This is a genomic window from Leptolyngbya sp. FACHB-8 (genome assembly GCF_014695575.1).
Classification (GTDB): Bacteria; Cyanobacteriota; Cyanobacteriia; order Elainellales; family Elainellaceae; genus Vacuolonema.
Genome location: NZ_JACJOO010000012.1, coordinates 16,704 through 36,911, shown reverse-complemented (window position 1 = coordinate 36,911; position 20,208 = coordinate 16,704). Strand labels below are relative to the sequence as shown.

The window sequence follows — 20,208 nt, the reverse complement described above, 5'->3', positions numbered from 1 at the left end:
GGAGGATATAGAGGAAGTAGTAGGGTAGAAAGCTTACAGAATGGCATAAGCCTCAAGTTATACCACCCGCTCAAATGCCCCAGAAACCGCTTTGGAAGTTTTTTTCCGTTCGCTTTGTGAAAAAAATCTTCCAGTCATCTTTAAAACACGTTCTGCTATGAACTGTCACTTTCCACAGTTATTCAACCGCTTGGCAAGGGGCAGGATGGAAACTGATCCACTGTTCTGCCCACTGAAATGAAACTTTAGCGCGGCGAGCAGCCGCTTCATCTTCGGGGCGATCGCCCACATACCAGGTGCCGGCGGGAGTATGTTTGTGCCGTACCATAGCTAGATTTAGCATTCCTGCACCGGGTTTACGATACTGCCCTGACCAGTGCGTTTTACTGTGATTGTAGAAGTTATGACGAGTTACACGAAAGCACTTTCTACCTTCAAAATCAGGACAGAAATACACTTCTCTCAACTGTGGTAATAACTCCAAAATGTATTGTTGTTCTTCAATACAACTTTGTATGGATTTATGCCCTGCTGCAACACCACCCTGATTGGTAATGCCGATCATAATCCATTGATCTGAATAGGCCTGTAGGGCTATATCAACCCCGGCAATTATTTGCTGATCCCGAGGATGCTGGAAGTAGCGTTGTCCGCTGAGAGGTTCTCGAAGGGTACCATCAAGGTCTAGCAGTAATAGAGGCATACTCATTTCTCCCAATTATTTTGTGTGCACTTCACGCAAACAAAATAAATTCCCCAGGCACAATTCATTTTTTCCAATTATTTCATGTGCGTTTTGCGCACATGAAATAAACAATCTTCTCAAGATAGTTCATCTCTCAATTTATTTCGTGTGCGCAAAGCGCACACGAAATAAAGAGTCTTTTCTCTATCTTTCTACAAAGGCTTTATGGGTATTTATCATGCACTGACACGCTCATTCAAATAACGACCGATCGCGCCATCCAATGACGGTAAAAGTACACCTCGTTCACTGCTCAAAACACTATAAACGGGACGAGGTGCAACCCAGTTCAGGTCCTTAACTGAGCGAGCTTGAACCCGATTACTATCCAGTCCGGCCAAAGTCGCCACCTCCCGCGCTAAATCAGCCCAGGTAATCGCCCCAGTGTTCGCCAAATGCCACAGCCCTGATTCACCGTCAATCAACAAGTCTAAAGTTGTGTTGACAAGATCAGGAACATAGGTGGGGGAAACAACTGCATCAGATGCCGCAACAAAAGGCTGTCCGGCAGCTAACGCGCGAAGGGCGATCGTCAAGAAGTTGTAAGCATCCCAGGGGCTAAAGAAGGCACTGGTACGAATGACCAGAGAATCAGGATGGGCAGCGAGTACTTTTTGTTCGGCGATCACCTTACTCCGCCCATATACATTCAATGGCGCAACCTCATGGCTCTCCATATAGGGGGCAGCTTGGCTACCGTCAAATACCAGATCTGAGGAGAATTTCACCATTGGAATGCCCCGTTCCGCACAGGCTACTGCCAGAATGGCTGCGCCTTCAGCGTTGATGCGGTGGCACAGGTCGGGCTCTCGCTCAGCATCATCTACCCTGACATATCCCGAAGCATTAATAATGGCCCAGGGTTTGAATTCCCGTAGAGCCTCCTCGACAGAAGCAGAATTCGTGATGTCCATCTCCTGACGGGATAGCAGATGGTAGGGAATGCCCCGAATTTCACAAAGGCGAGCGAAGGCCTGCCCCAGCGTACCCGTCGCCCCAGTAATAAGCAGCGGTGGCGTGGAAGCCGCCGCCGAAGCTTTTGAAATCCGACGCATCTCAACCGATTGGCAAACTGTGCCAGGGGCAGAATCAACCCACGCGCCAGCATCATTTGAATAGTTCACCGGGGGGTAGAGAAGCCGCTGCGATCGCTGCCACCAACCCGGTAAATCCAATACGGGATGGGTATACTCCCATCCTTCGGCCATAGATTGCACCATGCTGGCGATCGCTGTTGGTCGTGGCTGAGTAGACCGAACATCAAAGACCCCTGGTTCGTAAAAGCCATCTGCACGAGTTACCAGGCTATTCCAGTCGTAAGTACCAAGCAGTGACCAGACCGTGACCGCCCGCATATCAACGCCATCCTCCCGTAAGGATTGGGCAACCTGCCAGATTTCCTTCAGCCAGCGCAACTGCTCTTCTCGGGTACACCCCAAATGAGCCTCGGTAATGGCAATAGGCTGCTGGTAGCGTTCCCAAACTTCCTTCAACAACGCAGCATGATCATAAATACCATCGGCACACACCCAAACCGCTTCTACGTCAGCATAGGCATGTTTGCCGTTGCCCCCCCGGGTGTGGGGAGGGTAGCGATCAACGCGTTCATCGATGAAGCGATCGCCACATACATAACGGTTGATGCCAATAATATCGGGTGGGCAGGGGTTATCCTCAAACCATCGTAATTCAGCTTCCTCAACCCCAATCTTCTGCAAGTAGTCCCAGAGGGGGTGAGAAGGATTGACGCGACCGTAGAGCAAATCGAGGGATAGCCAGCGGCGATCGTTCTCCAATTGCGCCTGATACGTCAGCAAAGGTGTGCTGAAGGTTTTACCTAAATCTTCTGTTTGAACCAGTTGGGCATTGGGATTAATCTGTCGGATAGCTTGCATCGCCAGCACAGTAGCACGGCACTCGTGGATAAGCGCCTTAGCGAATATCAAGTCATCCCGTTCGTGAGGATACCAGTGCCCATACAAGCCACTAAATCGCGCCGTCGTCAGCGGTTCATTGACCGGGGTGTAATGGCTCAACCAGGGATACCGTTGGGCGACGGCATAGGCAAATTTTGCTAGCTTTTCCGGGAAGGCTGGATCAACCAGACTGGTATCGCGAGGGCCGCTGCCATGGTGGACTAAGCCAGCGATCGGACAAATTCCCAAATCGTCCAATAAAGCTAAGCGCTCATCTGTCCATGACCAGTCTGCTTGCTCCAGCCCGTTGGGTGCAATCCGTTCCCACAGGACAGGATAGCGGATTGCTTCCACTCCAAGGGACGCGAACTGCTTCAGGTCCTCAATGCGGGTTGCGTGGCCATTCCACTCCAGTTGATCAAAGTATTGATCACCAATGCGATTGACCGTACACTCCACTCCGGCCCACACCGCTAAGGGTGGCATCACCCGTTCTGATGTCATTGAATGCCTCACTATGTCCACTATTATTGTTAAACGTTGTCACACCACAGTCCGCCGATCGCCTTCCCATCACTCAGGTTTTAGCAGAGTGATAGGAAGGCAACACGTTAACGCTTCAGCGATTGATTAGCACGGTCAACCGCAGCAGCCCGGGTAGATCGCGGCATCTTGATTTTTCGGCTTGCCCGAACTGCATTGGCAGCCCGAACGGAGTTTTGTGCAGCGCTGCGCTTGGCAATCGCTGCTTCAACTTGTTGGATCATGTTTTCCCAGGTTTGATCCCAGGAGTTCTGCGCCAAAAATTGATCGACTTGGGTTAACCAATCTGTTTCCTGTTGACTCTGTTGCATCGCTTGTTCGGCTGCTGCAACGAAGTCTTCTACCGTATCTGCAATTTGTACAAATCCTTGTTGCCCATAAGGACGGACAACATCACGAATAGAAGTAGACACAACCGGTTTCCCAGCTGCCAGATACTCCGGAGTTTTGGTAGGGCTAATGAAACGAGTTGATTCATTTAAGGCAAAAGGCAGCATAGCGACATCCCACCCTGCCAAATAGTGGGGCAGTTCTTTATAGGATTTGCCGCCTAAGTAATGGATGTTTGGATGTTGAGGCAGGTGTTCAGGATCAATCTTCATGACAGGCCCAATAATAACCAAATGCCAATCAGGTCTTGCCTGGGCAATACCATCTAGCAATTCCAAATCCATCCGTTCATCAGTAACGCCGTAAAAGCCAAGGCGTGGGTGCGGAATGTCTCGCTGGTCAGTAGGATCTTCTACCAGAGTGCGCGCCTGACCAAAGTGCGCCGCATCAATGCTGCTGGGGAAAGCATGGATGTTGGGATGCAAATGTTGTTTGGCTTCGTACAAACTTTGCCCACCTGTAAAGACTACGTCAGCTCGCTGAAATAGTTCTTGCTCTAGATGCCGCAAGGTTGGGGATGCTCCCTTAAATGCAGAGAGCTCATCCATGCAGTCATACACAACAGCCGAGGATGATAAGTGATGGGTAAAGGGCAGCGCTGATGGAGTGTAGTACCAGAGAATGGGGTTGGCGATCGCAAACTGCTCAAACAGCTCATTCATCAAACTCTGGTGCATGGCTGTACGCAATTCATCCGTCACCCAATCCAGCAGGTGGGGCACAACAACCCAGACTCCTGGCTCGCGCTCATTCACTTCAATCCACCAGGAATCGGTGAATTCAACAACGGGTTCTTCAACAAAAAAGACCCGTCGTTTCTGAGCGCAACGGCTTAGCAGATGCTGAGGACGTTGATACACAAAATCCCATCGCAAGTGAGACAAGCAGACTAAATCAGAATTGCCATATAGAACATCTTCAGTCTTTAGGAAAGACGGATGACTAAGCATGGATGGACTGAATTGACTCACGATGCCCTTCTTCTATTTTTTATAGGTGATAGATCCAAAATAAAGCTAAAGATGCCTTGAAAGGAACTACTTGAAGAGGTAAACAATGTCTCTACTAATGGAAGGAGAAGTGTTAAGCCACGCATCTTTTCTGTTAGTTTGGCGACAGATCAACTCTTCAGTTATGTGAAATAGGTTGTATTTTTTTCAACCTCAAATTAAATCTTGACGAGTAAAGAAATATACTGAAGAGTATGGCAAAAATGAGATCAAGAACACCTGAAACCAAATAGAGGGGATGCAAGTTTCCTAATAGCGTATGGTAGGCCAGTATAAGAAAGACGCTGGATTGGATTAAGATCCCTAATCTAACAATGCCATGGTTTTGCTGAATATCATTACTAACCCACCAATAACCAATTCCAATAATGAAGACCAGCCCATAAAAAAGCTGTGAGTATTCAGAATTGACTAGAGGTTCCGTTTGTAACCAAGTTCGTATCCAGCGATCGCCTAACAAAAATACAACTGCTTCGAACCAATTAATCACAGCCTTTGACTGGAATACTAATTTCCATGGAGCAGTTTGATTCAAGAAGATGAATCCAGTTTTCATTCTTTCTTGTCCACTACTCTGATTCGGCTGAGTCTGAGACGAAACAGGTCTTTTTTCTGATGGCTGGGCTTGTTGTTTTTGAAGTTTGCTTTTTGCAGCTTTAAACTCAGTTGCTAATTGCTTTTGTTGCTCGTGGTCAAAGTTATCTTTGAGCTTCGGAAATACATCGCTTTCTTCCTGGTCGATATGGCCTCGAACCGCCAGGCGAAGCTGTTCAACCTGAGCCTTGAAGTCAGGAGCAGCAGGATCAAGCGGCTTCATCGCATCGAGCATTTCAATGACATGATCTGTCTGATCAACAATCTCCTGCATCTGATCGTAATAGGGCTGAACAGCCGGATATAGCACTTGTTCTTCAGCTAAACCATGGACTTTAACATCCTGATAAAGCTGTCCAAAATACTCCTGAATCTTCTGTGGATTGTCACTCCCCAGGATTTCTGCAAAGAGAACATCGGTCTTACTATGATCCATCAGGAGCAGATCACGGATGCTCATTTCATCATCCGTTCGGGTAACGACACTACCCACAACACCTGTGAGAGCGGCGATCGCATCCCCACTTCTGCCCCAGAACCCCTGATCTGGGCTCTGCCCGGTTAACTCTTGTACACCTAGAATTTCCAAAATTCCTTTGAGTTGTTCCTGATGAGCACGATTCTCAAAGTTAATGGTGTGGAGGGGAGCGATCGCCATTGCAACGTCAGCCCCAATGATTTGTGCGGCTTTATGAATGACTTCTCCAGCCATGGTTTGCTGGTGCTTCAGCAATTCATGGCGAAATACCTTCTCCGCAAGGGGAAAGTCAGAATTTTCCATGTAGCCTTGAATGGTATTCAGGTTTTCCTCAACACCTGTGCTGAGTTTGCCCTGAATACCATACTGCGTGATCGTCGAGTCTAGAACGCCCAGGTTTTTCTGGTCTTGCTCCAGCATTGCTTGTAGTTGCTGGCGAATGGTGCCATCCTCAACAGCATCCATCAAAACTCGCTCATTAGAAATAAGCAGATTTTGGAATGCTTTCATTTCTGCCAATTGAACAGCGATCGCAATCCGCTTTGTATCGTCAATGGTGCCGAACATAATCCTCCTTAACCATCTGATACATTACCATTTGGCAAAATTGTTCTCCCAAGCCGGGCGCAGCTTAAGCCAACTGCTAATCGGCATAGCTCAGGTTAACTCTCTTTAAAGTGGCACGACTTAAATTGGTTCGAAATAGACTCGCCCCGGCTCAATTAGCATAAGTTAGCCCTACACTCGTCAAATCAAAACCACTCAGGAATAGAAACTTCCATGCAGCGCCTGAAGATGGAAACACCTGCATACGTCTTCACGAGCGGCCAGAGCAACTTCTACTCCCTGTCGAGCAGCCATACAGGCAGTAACTAAACCCATTACATTAGAAGCACCTGTAATGACAATCACCTGCTCGTGAAGGGGTTTGAGTGCAATACCCATACTGATTTCCTCCAACGAATGAAGAATTTGCAGTCCTCCCTGAGGCAGAAAAATGTGGCCTCTATGGGCTGATAAAAGTATCTCTGTAAGACTCAGTCTAAATAGAAGCATCTAAACCTGGAGAAATATCGTTGTGCTTGTATTCAATGAGCAAACTTTACAGCATTCTCTTTAAATTCTCTTTTGTTTCTGACTATTTATTAGTTGACTAAGTTTCGTGATATCAAACCACAGACTCAAGAATGAGACCCCTACGGCCGTTAGGCATATCAGGCTTAAACCTTCTAAAATCAATCCTTTTATCACCTCTAATTCATTCATTCGATAGAGGCTAAAGCAATAGTATACACAGCGTGAATAAATGACTCACTGAACTCACTGCATTTACTACAGTATTTTCTAATCTAGTGCCTAATTTAGAAGTTATTTTTTCGTACGCTTTGTACACGAAAAAATAACTTCTAAATTAGGCACTAGTGGAAAGAGGCTATGAAGTAGGACCCCGCTTGCATCTTCTATCCCTCGTTCAAGGATTGTTTGGAAGGTTAAGATAGCTATGTCACCTCACTTCAAAAACATTTCATGGCTTACGTAGAAGTGCTATAAAGAGCATTGCAGATACCCAGTATTATGGCTTTTAACTTATCAGGAATAACAGCATTTTTAATAGGGCGCTTGGAACCATGTTTTCTGATTTTCTACCATCTTCGGTTGCGGATATTAGAGATGCGGAGGCGATCGCCCTCCTCCAGCAGATGAAACGTCAAATGCTTCCAGTCTTCTTCGTTTCTGGAAAAACTGCGGTGACTACAGCTTATGTTCATTACCATCCTCAGGCACCTTCTGTACCCAGCACAAGCCCCATTCTGCTGCTACATGGATTTGATAGTTCCCTGTTGGAATTTCGACGATTGCTTCCTTTGCTAGGCAGTCGCTCTGAGGTGTGGGCAGTTGATCTGTTTGGTTCTGGCTTTACCGAATACATTTCTACGACTTCAGTCAACCCTCAGACAATTCGCCAGCATCTCCTCGGTGTTCTAGAAACCTGGATTAAAGAACCAATTGTTTTAGTCGGTGCTTCGTTGGGCGGAGCCGTAGCGATTGACTTTACATTGCATCATCCTAACTGGGTGCGATCGCTGGCTTTGATAGATAGCGTTGGTTTCTCTGGAAGTTTTCCAGCCGGGAAATTCCTACCCGACCCACTGATTGAGTTAGGGGCAGATTGGCTCTACTTCCGCAAACGTGCAGCCCTCACTGCTGCTTCAGCCTTGCCGTTAGTCGATACAGCTCTAGTGGATGCACTACGTTGCTCTTTGGTTCATCAAGAGATGCCAGGATGGAAGGACGCGATCGCCTCCTTCACACGAAGTGGAGGTTACGCAGATTTGAGCGATCGTATTACTGAAATTCAGCACCCTACGCTAATTCTCTGGGGAGCGCAGGATGATGTTTTAGGTACAGCAGATGCCAATCGATTTAAACAAGTCATTTCAGGTAGCCAACTAATCTGGATTCAACAAGCAGGGCATGTCCCCCACTACGACCAGCCCAAGACCGTTGCGAATCATTTGCTAGCATTCGCTCAAGAGCCCATCAAAAATCCAGATACAGAGCAGAGGTTCTAAATTCAGATTCGTTGTGATAACGAAGCCATCACAACGAATCTGGATTTAGAACCTCAGTGCTACTGGGCTAGTACTTCACCAGCAGAATTTTGACAGATGGTGAATTAGGGTGTGCTTTGAAAGTAGCTAAAAGAGGCATTTTTTGTGCATGAAGTGCACAAAAAAGTGGCTTCTAAAACAGACCCTGGCTAATAGTCAGGGTCACGCCAGATATATCAGTATCCATCTTCTCAAAAGACCTTCTGAATGAATCGATTTCTGAGAGCGTAAATCGTTGCGCGGCTGCACCGCGCAACGATTCACGCAGGAGGTCTAAAGAATACCTCGCCAACAAAAAGTGCTCCCTTACCAGGGAGCACTAATTTAAGCACTCATTACATGACAACTACAACTTCTAAAAAACAATTAACTCAGCAGATGAGGGGCCTTCAATGCCACTGGAACTGCTTCACCCGATGCCAGATCCAGGGGAAAGTTATGCGCATTGCGCTCGTGCATAACTTCCATGCCCAAGTTGGCGCGGTTTAACACATCAGCCCAGGTATTAATGACTCGCCCCTGGGAATCGAGCACAGATTGGTTGAAGTTAAAACCATTCAAGTTAAACGCCATAGTGCTAATACCCAGAGCCGTAAACCAGATGCCGACAACAGGCCAAGCAGCAAGGAAAAAGTGTAAGGTGCGACTGTTGGCGTTCACGCCCAAAATAATTTCGTTTGTGCGTCCTACTAAACGGCCAAAGTACCCATGAGCAGCCACGATGTTATAAGTTTCCTCCTCCTGACCGAATCTGTAGCCATTGTTTTGTGACTCAATCTCGGTCGTCTCACGCACAAGGGACGAGGTTACTAGAGAACCGTGCATTGCACTGAATAATGCGCCTCCAAATACGCCTGCAACACCAAGCATGTGGAAAGGGTGCATCAGAATGTTGTGCTCTGCCTGGAACACGAACATAAAGTTGAACGTGCCGGAAATACCCAGTGGCATTCCATCCGAGAAGGAGCCTTGCCCAATGGGGTAGATCAGGAATACAGCCGTTGCAGCCGCCACAGGAGCCGAGTAAGCAACACAGATCCAGGGGCGCATACCCAGGCGGTAGCTAAGTTCCCATTCGCGCCCCATATAGGCAAACACGCCAATGAGGAAGTGGAATACAACCAGTTGATAGGGGCCACCGTTGTACAGCCACTCATCCAGGGAAGCGGCTTCCCAGATGGGGTAGAAGTGGAGCCCAATGGCATTGGAGGACGGCACAACAGCACCTGTAATGATGTTGTTGCCATAGAGCAAAGAGCCAGCTACGGGCTCACGTATGCCGTCAATATCTACAGGGGGAGCCGCAACGAAAGCAATGATGTAGCAGACGGTTGCAGTGAGCAGGGTTGGGATCATCAAAACACCGAACCAGCCAATATAAAGACGGTTATTGGTGCTGGTCACCCAGTTGCAAAACTGCTCCCACACACTGACGCCCTCGCGTCTTTGGAGAGTTGTTGTCATAGATGTTGGATAATTCCTGAGTATTGAACTCGCTGTCTCAGCAGCGTTGATTGCATCGTAGGCAAAATAGATGGCGATCGCAGTTAGTAAAAGTTAGTCAAAAGTTATGAATTAGGGTTAGGAGTTCAATTCAGTTAAACAAGAGACTCAAAAGGCTATACCGCCCGCAACACAGTCTTTTGAATCTCTTGTTTAGAAGTAACCATCTATTTAGAACGTTTAGAGGTTGTTCTCCGAGCGCCATGTGCCCAACAAGCAACCTTCAAAACAGAACCAGTTCTTGGGGGAACAATATTAAGTAAAGTTAAGCGATCGCCCCCAAGTTCCCTCAGGTTCTAAGGGTTGGTATAGGATTTAGTTTAAGAAAACGATACGGATTGTTACATTTGCCCGAGTGATTGGCTGTGATGTCTCTGTGGCTGTTTATACAGACACAGAAGTTACTGCCTGTTTTTGTTTGGCGTTGCAACTTCCTCCGTCTATAGTTATGACCATTGATGACGCCTTAGCGACCGTCGAAGCACTCCTTGGTAGAGGCATTGGCAGTGATTTGCAGGAGATGATTCTGCGGCAATCTTGGGAGCGAAAAACGTATCCTGAAATTGCGGAACTGGTTGGCTATGATGCGGAGTATGTAAAGCTTGTCGGCTTTCAACTATGGAAAACTCTCTCCGAAGCGTTAGGAACAAAAGTAACTAAAAATAACTTTCGCTCCACTCTGGAACGGCGAATCCGGTTAGAGATCCAAAAGGCCGTTCTACAGCAAAACGACTCATCGTTAGCGCCTCAACCTGCTCCCCCCTATCAGGATTGGGGAGACGCCATCGACGTTTCTGTTTTCTACGGGCGCACTCAGGAGTTAGCCACCTTGAGCCGGTGGATTATCAGTGATACTTGTCGCCTGGTTGCCATTCTTGGGATTGGCGGAACTGGAAAAACCGCCCTGTCAACGAAACTGGCAGAACAACTGGTTGAGTTTGGGAAGAATGCTTCTACGTCCTTTACTCATGTAATTTGGCGATCGCTTCACAATGCTCCATCCTTAAGTGTGTTACTGAATGGCCTGCTACCCGGACAGCCAGAGCTATTACCTGATTTACACCAGCAAATTGGCAGTTTATTAGACTTCTTCAAACATCATCGTTGTTTGTTGATACTTGATAACGTTGAGACGATTCTGGCAAATCCCAGTGAGTCAGGAAAGGGGCGTGTCGGTCATTATCGGCCTGGATTTGAGTCCTATGGTGAGCTCTTCAGAAAGGTGGGTGAACTCAAACACCAGAGTTGTTTGGTACTGACCAGTCGGGAAAAGCCCAAGGAAGTTGCTGCGCTTGAAGGAGAATTTTTGCCGGTGCGATCGCTCCAGCTCAAGGGCGTGACTCCGGGTGATGGGCGCACCATCGTGCAAGCAAAAGGAAGCTTTTGTGGATCAGATCAGGATTGGCAAACATTGGTCAATACCTATGCGGGAAATCCACTAGCCCTGAAGATTGTTTCAACCACAATCCATGATTTATTCGCTGGAGATATTGCCCGTTTTTTGGCCCAGGGAGCCGTTATTTTTGGGGATATTCAAGACCTGTTGGATCAGCAATTTAACCGCTTGTCTGGATTAGAACAACAGGTGATGGTGTGGCTGGCAATTAACCGGGAGCCCGTAGCGATCACAGAACTCCAATCCGACCTACTGAATCCCTGGATGCCTTCAGAGTTATTGGATGCGCTGGATGCTTTACAACGGCGATCGCTGATTGAGCGCAGCACAAATTTATTTACACTACAACCTGTGCTGATGGAGTATGTGATCGATCGGCTACTTAATCAGATTCATTTAGAGATAAACCAGGTTAGAGAAGATCTATCAGCGATAACTTCTGCGTTCTATTTCAAACACTATGCTTTAATCAAGGCTCAATCAAAAGATTACATAAGAGAAACACAAATTAATCTTATTCTTAATTCATTTGTAAAACAACTTACACGTCTGTTTGGAGATAAGAAGGCTTTAGGAAATATTCTACTCTATATGTTGGATTGGCTCCGTGACCACCCAACGATCGAGACAGGATATGTTGCTGGAAATATCCTAAACATTTTACTTCAGCTCAAGTTAGAACTGAGCGGTTATGATCTCTCGCGCTTAAAACTTTGGCAGGTCGATTTTAGAAATACTTATCTGCGCCAAACAAATTTATCCGGTGCTGACCTATCTCGAACGACGTTTACAGAAAGTTTTAACCATATTTATGCGATGACAGTAAGCTGCGATGGCCAATGGCTAGCCACTGCAGATACGCAGGGTGAAATTTGTCTACGACAACTCAGCACAGGCGAATTGATACGACGCTGGGAAGCTCATGCTGGGACGGTGCGATCGCTCACCTTTATGCCGGATAGCGAAGCGATCGCCAGTGGCGGCGATGACCAACTGTTGAAACTTTGGGATATTCACACGGGGCAATGCCTCCGCCAGTTGTATAACCCGGATGGAACCGTATGGGCTGTATCCGCCAGTCCAGATGGACAATGGTTAGCTTTTACAGATGGCACGATTAAAGTATGGAAGCTCAATGCTGACGCAGCAATTCCTCTTAACTATCAAATTGATTGGACAACTAACATTCGATTCAGCCCTGATAGTCAAACCCTGGCCGCTGCCTGTAATAACGGCACGATTAAGCTGTGGAACCTCGAAACAGGGAACTACTGGATTACCTTACCCGGCCATCAACAGATGCCGCTAGTATTCATAGCTTTCAGCCCAGACGGGCAGGTTCTGATCAGTGCCGGTTTGGATAATCAAGTGCACTGGTGGGACGTGCAAACCGGGCAATGCGTCCATACTCAATCTCATAATGGATGGGTTTGGTGGGTGGATTGTAGTGCGGATGGCCAGATGGTAGTCAGTTGCAGTGCGGACCAGACCATTAAGCTGTGGAATCTTCACACCGGAGAACTCGTCAAAACCTTGTATGGACATGAGTATGGTGTACGGGTTGCACTGTTTACACGAGATAGCCGCTACCTGATTAGTAGTGATGAGGGGCAAACCATGAAGCTGTGGGATTTGCAACATGGGCAATGCCTGAAAACCTGGCGAGGCTATAGCGACAGCATTTGGGCGATCGCCTTTAGCTCGGATGGCCGAACTCTTGTGAGCAGCGGTGAAGAACAAACTGCAAAGCTCTGGGATGTGCAAACCGGACAATGCAAAAAGCTACTCAAAGGGCATTGGGTTTGGGTGCGATCGGTTGCTTTTAGCCCCCATGATCAGACAGTTGCAACGGCTGGTGTCGATGGGTTAGTTCGGCTCTGGGAGGTGGCTACCGGGAGCTGCTTACGCATCATGCAGGGGCACACAGGCTTTGTCTGGTCGGTCATGTATCACCCGAATGGTCATACCCTGGCAACTTGCAGTGTAGACTATTCAATTCGCCTGTGGGATGTCGCGACCGGTCAATGTCTCAAGACATTGAATCATGCCAGCCCAGTAGTTGCAGTAATTTATAGCCCAGATGGGCAACAGCTAGCAAGCTACGGTGTTGATCAGACCATTCGCCTCTGGGACGCGGCGACGGGTGAATGTGTTCAGGTCTTACAGCATCGGGTCGAATGGCATTTTTCTGCCACGTTTGATTGGGGTGGAGCGATCGCCTTCAGCCCGGATGGTAGGACCCTGGCCAGCAATTGCGAAACCGGTCATATTCAACTTTGGGATGTAAAAACAGGGGCAGCGCTACGGCTCATAGAAGCGCATTCCAGTCCTATTGTGGCGATCGCCTACCATCCCGACGGCCAACGCCTGGTTAGCGCCAGTATGGATTCCAGTATTAAAGTGTGGAATGTTCAAACGGGTGAATGTCTCAGAGTTTTGGCAGGACATAGCAAGTGGATTTTTACCCTCACATTTACGATTCTTCCGGATGAGAATTCATTATTAATGCCTGTTTTGGCAAGTAGTAGTGGCGATCGCACGATTCGTTTTTGGGATATCGAAACTGGAGCATGCATCAAGATAATCAGGAGTGATCTTCCTTATGAAGGAATGAACATTAGCGGCGCAACCGGTTTATCTTCTATGCAAGAATCAACGCTCCGAGCACTGGGTGCATCAGGCGTGGAGATTTAGCCTAAGTAGGTGGTTAACCTCAGTTCGGGTTAAGGGCTTTTTCGAGTGCCGCGCTTCGCGCGGCACTCGAAAAAGCCCATTATTGCGTGCGCGTTGCGCACGCAATAATGGGCGGTTCGGTTTATCCCGAGCTGACGTTGGTTACGATTAAGCAAATTGAAGATAAACAGGCGATCGCCTACAACCCAGAATGAGGTGTTGTGTTTGCCTGTGATGATCGGTACAAGCTGAAGAATTGCCGGATCAATTTCTAGACGGGTCGCAGCTAGCCCAACTCATTCCTCTACATTGAGTGGTTCAGCCATAAATCCATCTTCTGACCCATATCATCCCTTATTTCCTAATGTTAGGGTCTGTTTTGAAGGTTGATTTTCCGTGCCTGAAGTGCGCGAAAAATCAACCTTTAAGCGTCAGGCTGAAGGAGAAGGGAATGGTTACGTTGCGGACGACGCGACGACGATTTATGCAAGCTGCGGGAGGAGCGGGACTCCTGACAATCTTAGGCTGTAGTCCGCAGGAGCAAACCATGGTAACACTCTATACATTTGGCGATTCAATTTTAGATTGTGGGCATTACAACCAGTTTGGTGTGCATCCGGGACAGTTGCTGGTGCAAAATGACGATCGCCTGTTCCCCGAGTTTAAGGGGCAAGACCTGACTTCTCGTCGCTCAGCTCGTCTTGAACACCGAGCTCAAGATGGCGCAACGGTCGAGAATTTACCCTCTCAAATAAAGGGCTTGCAGGTTGAGGAACCGGCGATCGCTATCATTACCGTTGGGGGAAATGACCTGCTGCGTGGTCTCATTCGAGATACAGGCCCAGGCATTACAGCCTTTGCCAGTGCCCTCGATGCCTTTGTGCAGCAGTTGCCCATCCGACCTATTTTCCTGGGCAGCGTCTATGACCCGACATTGGGGGACGACAGCCGTAACTTTTCGGGAGTTGATCCGGCGATCGCCCGTCAAAATCTTCAACGTATGAATACCTCAATTCAAGAGATTGCCAACCGCTACGGGCAATTTGTTGATTTGCATGCCCACTTTTTGAAGGGCGATCCGTCCTGGTTCACTGCCACTATTGAGCCCAGCCTGCAAGGTGCTTCAGAGGTTCGGCGTGCGTTTCTTCCCTATGTGATGCATAACATCGATAACAGTAGTCATCCTGGTTAAGAAGGTGATGAGTTGAGCCTAAACACAGCCTGGACAAGTCACTAGACGTAAAATTTGAGGAGTTTTATGGCGATCGCCCCCTATCAGCTCGGTTTCTCGGCTGCTCATCAAGAAGGTGAGTTCAATGCCCTGCCTATTCAGGGAACTATCCCCTCATGGTTAAGAGGAAGCCTGATTCGGACAGGGCCGGGGACGCTGGAAGTGGGTCAGCAATCCTACCATCATTGGTTTGATGGGCTTGCCATGCTTCGCAAGTTTTCTTTTGAGGATGGACGAGTTTCCTTTGCCAATCGCTTTCTTGAAAGTCAGGCTTATCGGGAAGCAAAATCAAAGGGCAAAATTAGTCGGGGTGAATTTGGCACAACCGCTCGGCATTCGTTTCTAGAGCGCCTGACCGATCCGCTGCCACGGCTCACGGATAATGCGACGGTGAACATTACGATGCAGGGCGATCGCTTTGTCTCCGTAACAGAATCCCCATTTCCCATCATTTTCGATCCTCAAAGTCTCAATACCATTGATCAGTTTCACTATCACGATCACGTCCCCGGACAAATCACGACAGCGCATCCTCATTTTGATTACCGGGAAAATGCAGTCTATAGCTATTTAGTCAATCTCATTCCTCGTTGCAGCTATAGTATTTACCGGATGGATGCCCACAGTAACGAGCGCACGTTAATTGGCTCTATTCCTGTGAAGCAGCCTGCCTATATGCATACCTTTAGCATGACAGAGCATTACATTATTCTGTCAGAATATCCTCTTAAATTGAATCGCCTGAGTCTGATGCTCAGCGGCAAGCCTTACATTGAAAACTATCAGTGGAAGTCGGACAAACAGACACGTTTTCTAATCATCAGTAAAGAGACGGGTGAGGTTGTTCATTCTGCTGAAAGTGAACCCTTCTTTTCCTTCCATCACGTCAATGCCTTTGAGCAGAACGGTGAAGTAGTTGTAGACCTGATTGCATACTCGGACTCAGCCGTGATTCAATCATTGTATCTAGAATCGTTACTGGAGCATCCCGAACAGGTAATTGCCGCTGGAGAACTGCGTCGCTATCGCATTCCACTTAATGAGGCGATCGCCCACTTCGAAGTTCTCACATCCGAACCCGTTGAGTTACCGCGCATTAACTACCAACGATGCAACACACGTCCCTATCAATTTGTTTATGGAGTGGGTAGCTCGCGATCGGGTAACTTTATTGATCAATTGGTCAAAGTGGATATTCAGAATAGGACAACGCAGATTTGGCGATCGCCCGACTGCTATCCTGGCGAACCCGTTTTTGTCGCCGCACCCAATACCACATCAGAGGATGAAGGGGTTATTTTATCGGTTGTGTTGAATGCCCAGACACAGAACTCTTTTCTGCTGGTGTTAGATGCTCAATCATGGAATGAATTAGCCAGGGTTGAGCTACCGTATCATTTACCCTTTGATTTTCATGGGCAATATTTTGATGCGATCGTACCCACAGAACGCACTCAACTCCATCGTTAATGGACAGGGCTTATAGAAGCGAGCTTTGCCGTTATATTAGCCATACAATCTTGGTGCAAAACCTGCCCTCCCGCTATCAATTGCTAGCAGTAGCAAGGGCAGGTTTTGCATCAAGGTTAATCATACAGACAGGGATTGTCTGCCAAACCCGCCCCTACAAATGGTTAATACAGCACTTTTTAAGCGCTTAAAATCTAGTTGTTTTTGTGAGAGCCGCGCTCAGCGCGGCTCTCACAAAAACAACCGTGGTTGATTCAAGCGCAAAGCGCTGTATGTCCTTAGTTTTGCTAAATTCGCTATTACGTTTCAATGTGGTATCAGAATATTATCCAATCTACCAAAGGAGAAGTAAAACATGAGTGATATTGGGTTTATCGGTCTAGGTAATATGGGCTTGCCGATGGCCGCTAATTTGCTAACAGCAGGCTACAAGCTGAACGTTTACAATCGCACACCTGAAAAGGCACAAACGCTGGTTGAACAAGGCGCACAGCTCGTTCATCACCCTGCTGACGTAGCAAAATCTGATGGCATTGTGATTACGATGCTAGCCAATGATGCGGCTTTAGAAGCAGTTGTATTGGGTGATGGCATTCTGAAAACTTTGGGGCACGATGGTATTCATCTTTCCATGAGTACCGTATCTCCTGCGACGGCTCGCAAACTAGCTGAACTACATGCAGAGCAAGGTTCTCACTACGTTGCGGCTCCAGTATTTGGACGTCCGGATGCTGCTGCTGCCCGCAAACTGTGGATTGCTTTCTCAGGCCAAACGACTGCCAAAGAACGCGTTAAACCTATTCTGGAACAGTTGGGGCAGGGAATGTTTGACTTTGGGGAAGAACCAGAAGCCGCCCATGTCGTGAAGTTAACGGGTAACTTCATGATCATTTCGGCGATCGAAGCCATGGCAGAAGCGTTTACCCTGGCTGAGAAGAATGGCATCGATCGCACCGCCCTTGCTAACCTGTTTGGTCAAACACTGTTTGCCTGCCCAATTTACCAGAACTATGGGCGGATGATCGCTCAGCAGCAATTTGAGCCCGCAGGTTTTAAGTTATCGCTGGGGCTAAAGGATGTGACATTAGCCCTACAAACTGCAAAAGAAAGCCAAATGCCAATGCCCTTGGCTAGCCTACTACACGATCGCCTGCTCGCTCTAGTTGCGGATGGAAAAAGTGATATTGATTGGACGGGGTTAGCCCTCAAAGCATCTCAGGAAGCAGGCTTGTCATAATCTTTCGTTCAAGCCTCAGACTTTGGAGGTGTGAGGTTCAAACACCCATCTATTCATTAGTTCGGACAGTTTTTGTGAAACCCTTGATTTTGCGTGCGCTTCACGCACGCAAAATCAAGGGTTTCACAAAAACTGTCCAGAATATTGATCTATTAATGTCTTGGAAATAACCGCTCCAAACTATCTTGAAGGTTGCGGTGGGGATAAATGTTGGCTTTCTTACTCCAGATATATTGCAGCGTCTGGTCATAATTCCAATCTGGATGCTTTGAGAAACAATAGGCAATGCCAACAGAGCCACTGCGACCAATGCCAGCGCGGCAGTGAACCAAAATTTTCTGCTTGCCCGTTTGTAGTTGTTCCTCAATCCATTGCACCGATGCCAGCAAGATGTCATCTGAAATGGGGTGTTGTGCCCCATCCAGCGTTCCCATTTTCCTGTAAGCGATGCCAGACTCAATGGGGTGGGAGAGTGTTAATTCTGAAGCCAGGTTCAAAATTGCATCAATGCCCAATTCTTCGGCCTGAGAAGCCGCAATGAAGTTACCAACATAGACGTGAGGGTAAATCTCTACATAATGAGCCCCCTGAGTCCAGTGATCGCCCCTCGGTGACGGCAATTTGACGTGTAACTGCCCGTCCTGTCCATATTCTCCCGCCCATTGCCACTCAGGATCAACATTTGAGGCAACCCGATAAGTAAAGGCATAGTCCCCTTCACTCGTGGGCCTAAACCCACCTTCAAAGACTAAATTACCGTTGGCATCCTGTCGTTGATAGGCCAGGTCGATTCCATGCCAATCGCCCTCGCTGTTGAACTTGCTCAGGGCATTGGTCCAAAGTTGCACCTTTAAATGCTCAACGGGATAGGCACTCGACAGTACAACGGATGCACCAAAAAACTCCAGCATGTAGAGCGATCGCTGCTCTGCAATAGAGGGACTCATATCGACAAATTGCGAAAATCGAGAAACGCTCATCGGCTCTCCCCTGCATGGTAATCAAGAACCGCGTTAGGTACATGGGTATGTAACGCGAAGGGTCTTACACCAACGTACTTTATCTACACGCACAAGGCTGTATTTAGTATGGGGGTGCCATGCTCACACCCGCAGGGTTTATGTAGGCGCGATTCCCAAAAGCTGTGCCGCCCACTTCACGGACCACACAGCTTTTTGGGATTTTATGTTTAATTGAGTTGGGCTACTTAGAGATCGGAACAGAATGGAGTTAAACAACCTCATCGTGCGTGCAGCTCAACCGGAAGACAAAACAGCTGTTTTAGACTTTTGCCAGCATACCTGGGCCGATACCGAAGACTATATTGCTGAGGTGTGGGATGTGTGGATGGGCGATCCATCAGGACAAATTCTGGTGGCAGAGTTTGAAGGGCGGGCGATCGCTATGACCCGAATGGTGCAACTGTCCGATCAGGAAGGGTGGTGGGAAGGGTTACGGGTTGATCCACAATACCGGGGACGAGGAGTGGTGCGGTGCTTAGATCCGGCGATCGCCCACTACTTCCAGAGCCGAAATATTTCAACGATTCGCTGTTGTGTTGGTGCCTGGAATCATGCCATGCCCCCAATCATTAAGCGACGAGGATATGAGCTGGTTGGGCGCTACCTGATTCACTCTGCGGAGGCGATTTCCGTTGAAACCGTAAATCTAAAAGCCACATCTACTAAACCTCTTAAGCAACTGACAGTAGATGATTGTGAACAAGCATGGCAACTAATTCAGCAGGGGAAAGAATCACCACTTTTTATCTGCCGGGGCGCTAAATGGCAAACACTGACCCGGAAGCAATTGCAAGAGCGTTTACAGGGGGGAAAGGTTTGGGGGTACTGGCATCATCCGCTACAGGGCTTGTTGATTCAGAGCCATCTAGAGAATGAGGATTCAGTCTTATGGGTTGGTCATATTGAGGGCAACCCAGATGGGCTTGTGGGGTTGTTGGAAGGGATGAAGAGCTTGGCTTTTCACCTGAAGTACCCCAAAGTTAGCGGGTTCTTCCTGAAGACGGCTCCTCTGCTAAGCGCGCTTGAGCAGGCAGGTTATAGTGCATCCCCAACAGGCGAATTTTGGGTTTACGAGAAAAGAACATAAGGGCAAACAAACACTTACGCATCTAGATCCCAGGGATCAGGGCGAGCTTTGCGGTGATGTTGATGCTCCAGCCACTCCAGCAACCTCTGTTCATCGTCAAAACAAACGGTGTAATCCTTCAGTGGGTCATAAACCTGCCAGTGAGAACGACGCCAATGCAGACGCGCTGGTTGAAATGTACCTACATCCATCTTTCGACGGATATGATTACCCTTCCGATACCTTACCTTAGACATAAGTGACCCGTTTCGGGTAATTATTGTCTCCCGATAGCAAACCGTTCTGACCTAACGATGCACCA

At 47.9% G+C, this 20,208-nt stretch carries 13 protein-coding genes and 1 pseudogene; 6 read left to right on the top strand and 8 right to left on the bottom strand.

Going from position 1 to position 20,208, the window contains the following annotated elements:
• Positions 1–178 precede the first annotated feature (178 nt).
• The 5 genes and pseudogenes from H6F91_RS02255 to H6F91_RS02230 all read right to left on the bottom strand — a co-directional run.
• On the bottom strand, positions 179–703 hold the full coding sequence (locus H6F91_RS02255; protein WP_190773969.1) for an HAD-IIIA family hydrolase: 525 nt from the start codon (positions 701–703) through the stop codon (positions 179–181).
• Between the two features lie 218 nt (positions 704–921).
• Positions 922–3,165, bottom strand: a complete 2,244-nt coding sequence (locus tag H6F91_RS02250) for a family 1 glycosylhydrolase (RefSeq protein WP_190773968.1) — start codon at positions 3,163–3,165, stop codon at positions 922–924.
• Between the two features lie 107 nt (positions 3,166–3,272).
• Positions 3,273–4,565, bottom strand: coding sequence for a glycosyltransferase family 1 protein (locus H6F91_RS02245; protein ID WP_347280001.1), 1,293 nt, complete (start codon positions 4,563–4,565; stop codon positions 3,273–3,275).
• Positions 4,566–4,722: 157 nt separating this feature from the next.
• On the bottom strand, positions 4,723–6,243 hold the full coding sequence (locus tag H6F91_RS02240) for a hemerythrin domain-containing protein (protein WP_190773967.1): 1,521 nt from the start codon (positions 6,241–6,243) through the stop codon (positions 4,723–4,725).
• Between the two features lie 243 nt (positions 6,244–6,486).
• A pseudogene (locus H6F91_RS02230) lies at positions 6,487–6,621 on the bottom strand (oxidoreductase); the annotation flags it as partial.
• A gap of 683 nt (positions 6,622–7,304) precedes the next feature.
• Between H6F91_RS02230 and H6F91_RS02225 the strand changes: the two are divergent.
• Complete coding sequence (locus tag H6F91_RS02225; RefSeq protein WP_190773966.1) at positions 7,305–8,249, top strand: alpha/beta hydrolase; 945 nt, start codon at positions 7,305–7,307, stop codon at positions 8,247–8,249.
• Positions 8,250–8,654: 405 nt separating this feature from the next.
• On the opposite strand, the gene psbA is transcribed toward H6F91_RS02225, so the two are convergent.
• On the bottom strand, positions 8,655–9,752 hold the full coding sequence (psbA, locus tag H6F91_RS02220; RefSeq protein ID WP_190773965.1) for a photosystem II q(b) protein: 1,098 nt from the start codon (positions 9,750–9,752) through the stop codon (positions 8,655–8,657).
• Positions 9,753–10,239: 487 nt separating this feature from the next.
• Here psbA and H6F91_RS02215 point away from each other — a divergent pair, with 487 nt between their 5' ends.
• The 4 genes from H6F91_RS02215 to H6F91_RS02200 all read left to right on the top strand — a co-directional run bounded on the left by H6F91_RS02215 (position 10,240) and on the right by H6F91_RS02200 (position 17,798).
• Complete coding sequence (locus H6F91_RS02215; protein ID WP_190773964.1) at positions 10,240–13,881, top strand: pentapeptide repeat-containing protein; 3,642 nt, start codon at positions 10,240–10,242, stop codon at positions 13,879–13,881.
• A 430-nt stretch (positions 13,882–14,311) separates the two neighbouring features.
• Positions 14,312–15,052, top strand: coding sequence for an SGNH/GDSL hydrolase family protein (locus H6F91_RS02210; protein WP_199307591.1), 741 nt, complete (start codon positions 14,312–14,314; stop codon positions 15,050–15,052).
• Positions 15,053–15,118: 66 nt separating this feature from the next.
• Positions 15,119–16,561: a carotenoid oxygenase family protein gene (locus tag H6F91_RS02205; protein ID WP_190773963.1), complete on the top strand. Its 1,443-nt coding sequence runs from the start codon at positions 15,119–15,121 to the stop codon at positions 16,559–16,561.
• A 355-nt stretch (positions 16,562–16,916) separates the two neighbouring features.
• Positions 16,917–17,798: an NAD(P)-dependent oxidoreductase gene (locus H6F91_RS02200; protein ID WP_190773962.1), complete on the top strand. Its 882-nt coding sequence runs from the start codon at positions 16,917–16,919 to the stop codon at positions 17,796–17,798.
• 152 nt (positions 17,799–17,950) lie between these two features.
• On the opposite strand, the gene H6F91_RS02195 is transcribed toward H6F91_RS02200, so the two are convergent.
• Entirely contained in the window at positions 17,951–18,778 is an 828-nt protein-coding gene (locus H6F91_RS02195) for a dual specificity protein phosphatase (RefSeq protein WP_199307590.1), read from the bottom strand.
• A 244-nt stretch (positions 18,779–19,022) separates the two neighbouring features.
• Here H6F91_RS02195 and H6F91_RS02190 point away from each other — a divergent pair, with 244 nt between their 5' ends.
• Positions 19,023–19,907 carry a GNAT family N-acetyltransferase gene (locus H6F91_RS02190; RefSeq protein WP_190775509.1) on the top strand — a complete coding sequence of 295 codons (885 nt, stop codon included), beginning with the start codon at positions 19,023–19,025 and terminating at the stop codon, positions 19,905–19,907.
• Between the two features lie 14 nt (positions 19,908–19,921).
• Here H6F91_RS02190 and H6F91_RS02185 read toward each other — a convergent pair whose 3' ends face one another.
• Positions 19,922–20,143, bottom strand: a complete 222-nt coding sequence (locus H6F91_RS02185) for a hypothetical protein (protein ID WP_190775508.1) — start codon at positions 20,141–20,143, stop codon at positions 19,922–19,924.
• Positions 20,144–20,208 lie beyond the last annotated feature (65 nt).

Excerpts from the sequence above, each read along its gene's own strand:
- H6F91_RS02255 (WP_190773969.1), bottom strand. The coding sequence starts at position 703 with ATGCCTCTATTACTGCTAGACCTTGATGGTACCCTTCGAGAACCTCTC.
- H6F91_RS02250 (WP_190773968.1), bottom strand. The coding sequence starts at position 3,165 with ATGACATCAGAACGGGTGATGCCACCCTTAGCGGTGTGGGCCGGAGTG.
- H6F91_RS02240 (WP_190773967.1), bottom strand. The coding sequence starts at position 6,243 with ATGTTCGGCACCATTGACGATACAAAGCGGATTGCGATCGCTGTTCAA.
- H6F91_RS02225 (WP_190773966.1), top strand. The coding sequence starts at position 7,305 with ATGTTTTCTGATTTTCTACCATCTTCGGTTGCGGATATTAGAGATGCG.
- psbA (WP_190773965.1), bottom strand. The coding sequence starts at position 9,752 with ATGACAACAACTCTCCAAAGACGCGAGGGCGTCAGTGTGTGGGAGCAG.
- H6F91_RS02215 (WP_190773964.1), top strand. The coding sequence starts at position 10,240 with ATGACCATTGATGACGCCTTAGCGACCGTCGAAGCACTCCTTGGTAGA.
- H6F91_RS02210 (WP_199307591.1), top strand. The coding sequence starts at position 14,312 with ATGGTTACGTTGCGGACGACGCGACGACGATTTATGCAAGCTGCGGGA.
- H6F91_RS02205 (WP_190773963.1), top strand. The coding sequence starts at position 15,119 with ATGGCGATCGCCCCCTATCAGCTCGGTTTCTCGGCTGCTCATCAAGAA.
- H6F91_RS02200 (WP_190773962.1), top strand. The coding sequence starts at position 16,917 with ATGAGTGATATTGGGTTTATCGGTCTAGGTAATATGGGCTTGCCGATG.
- H6F91_RS02195 (WP_199307590.1), bottom strand. The coding sequence starts at position 18,778 with ATGAGCGTTTCTCGATTTTCGCAATTTGTCGATATGAGTCCCTCTATT.
- H6F91_RS02190 (WP_190775509.1), top strand. The coding sequence starts at position 19,023 with ATGGAGTTAAACAACCTCATCGTGCGTGCAGCTCAACCGGAAGACAAA.
- H6F91_RS02185 (WP_190775508.1), bottom strand. The coding sequence starts at position 20,143 with ATGTCTAAGGTAAGGTATCGGAAGGGTAATCATATCCGTCGAAAGATG.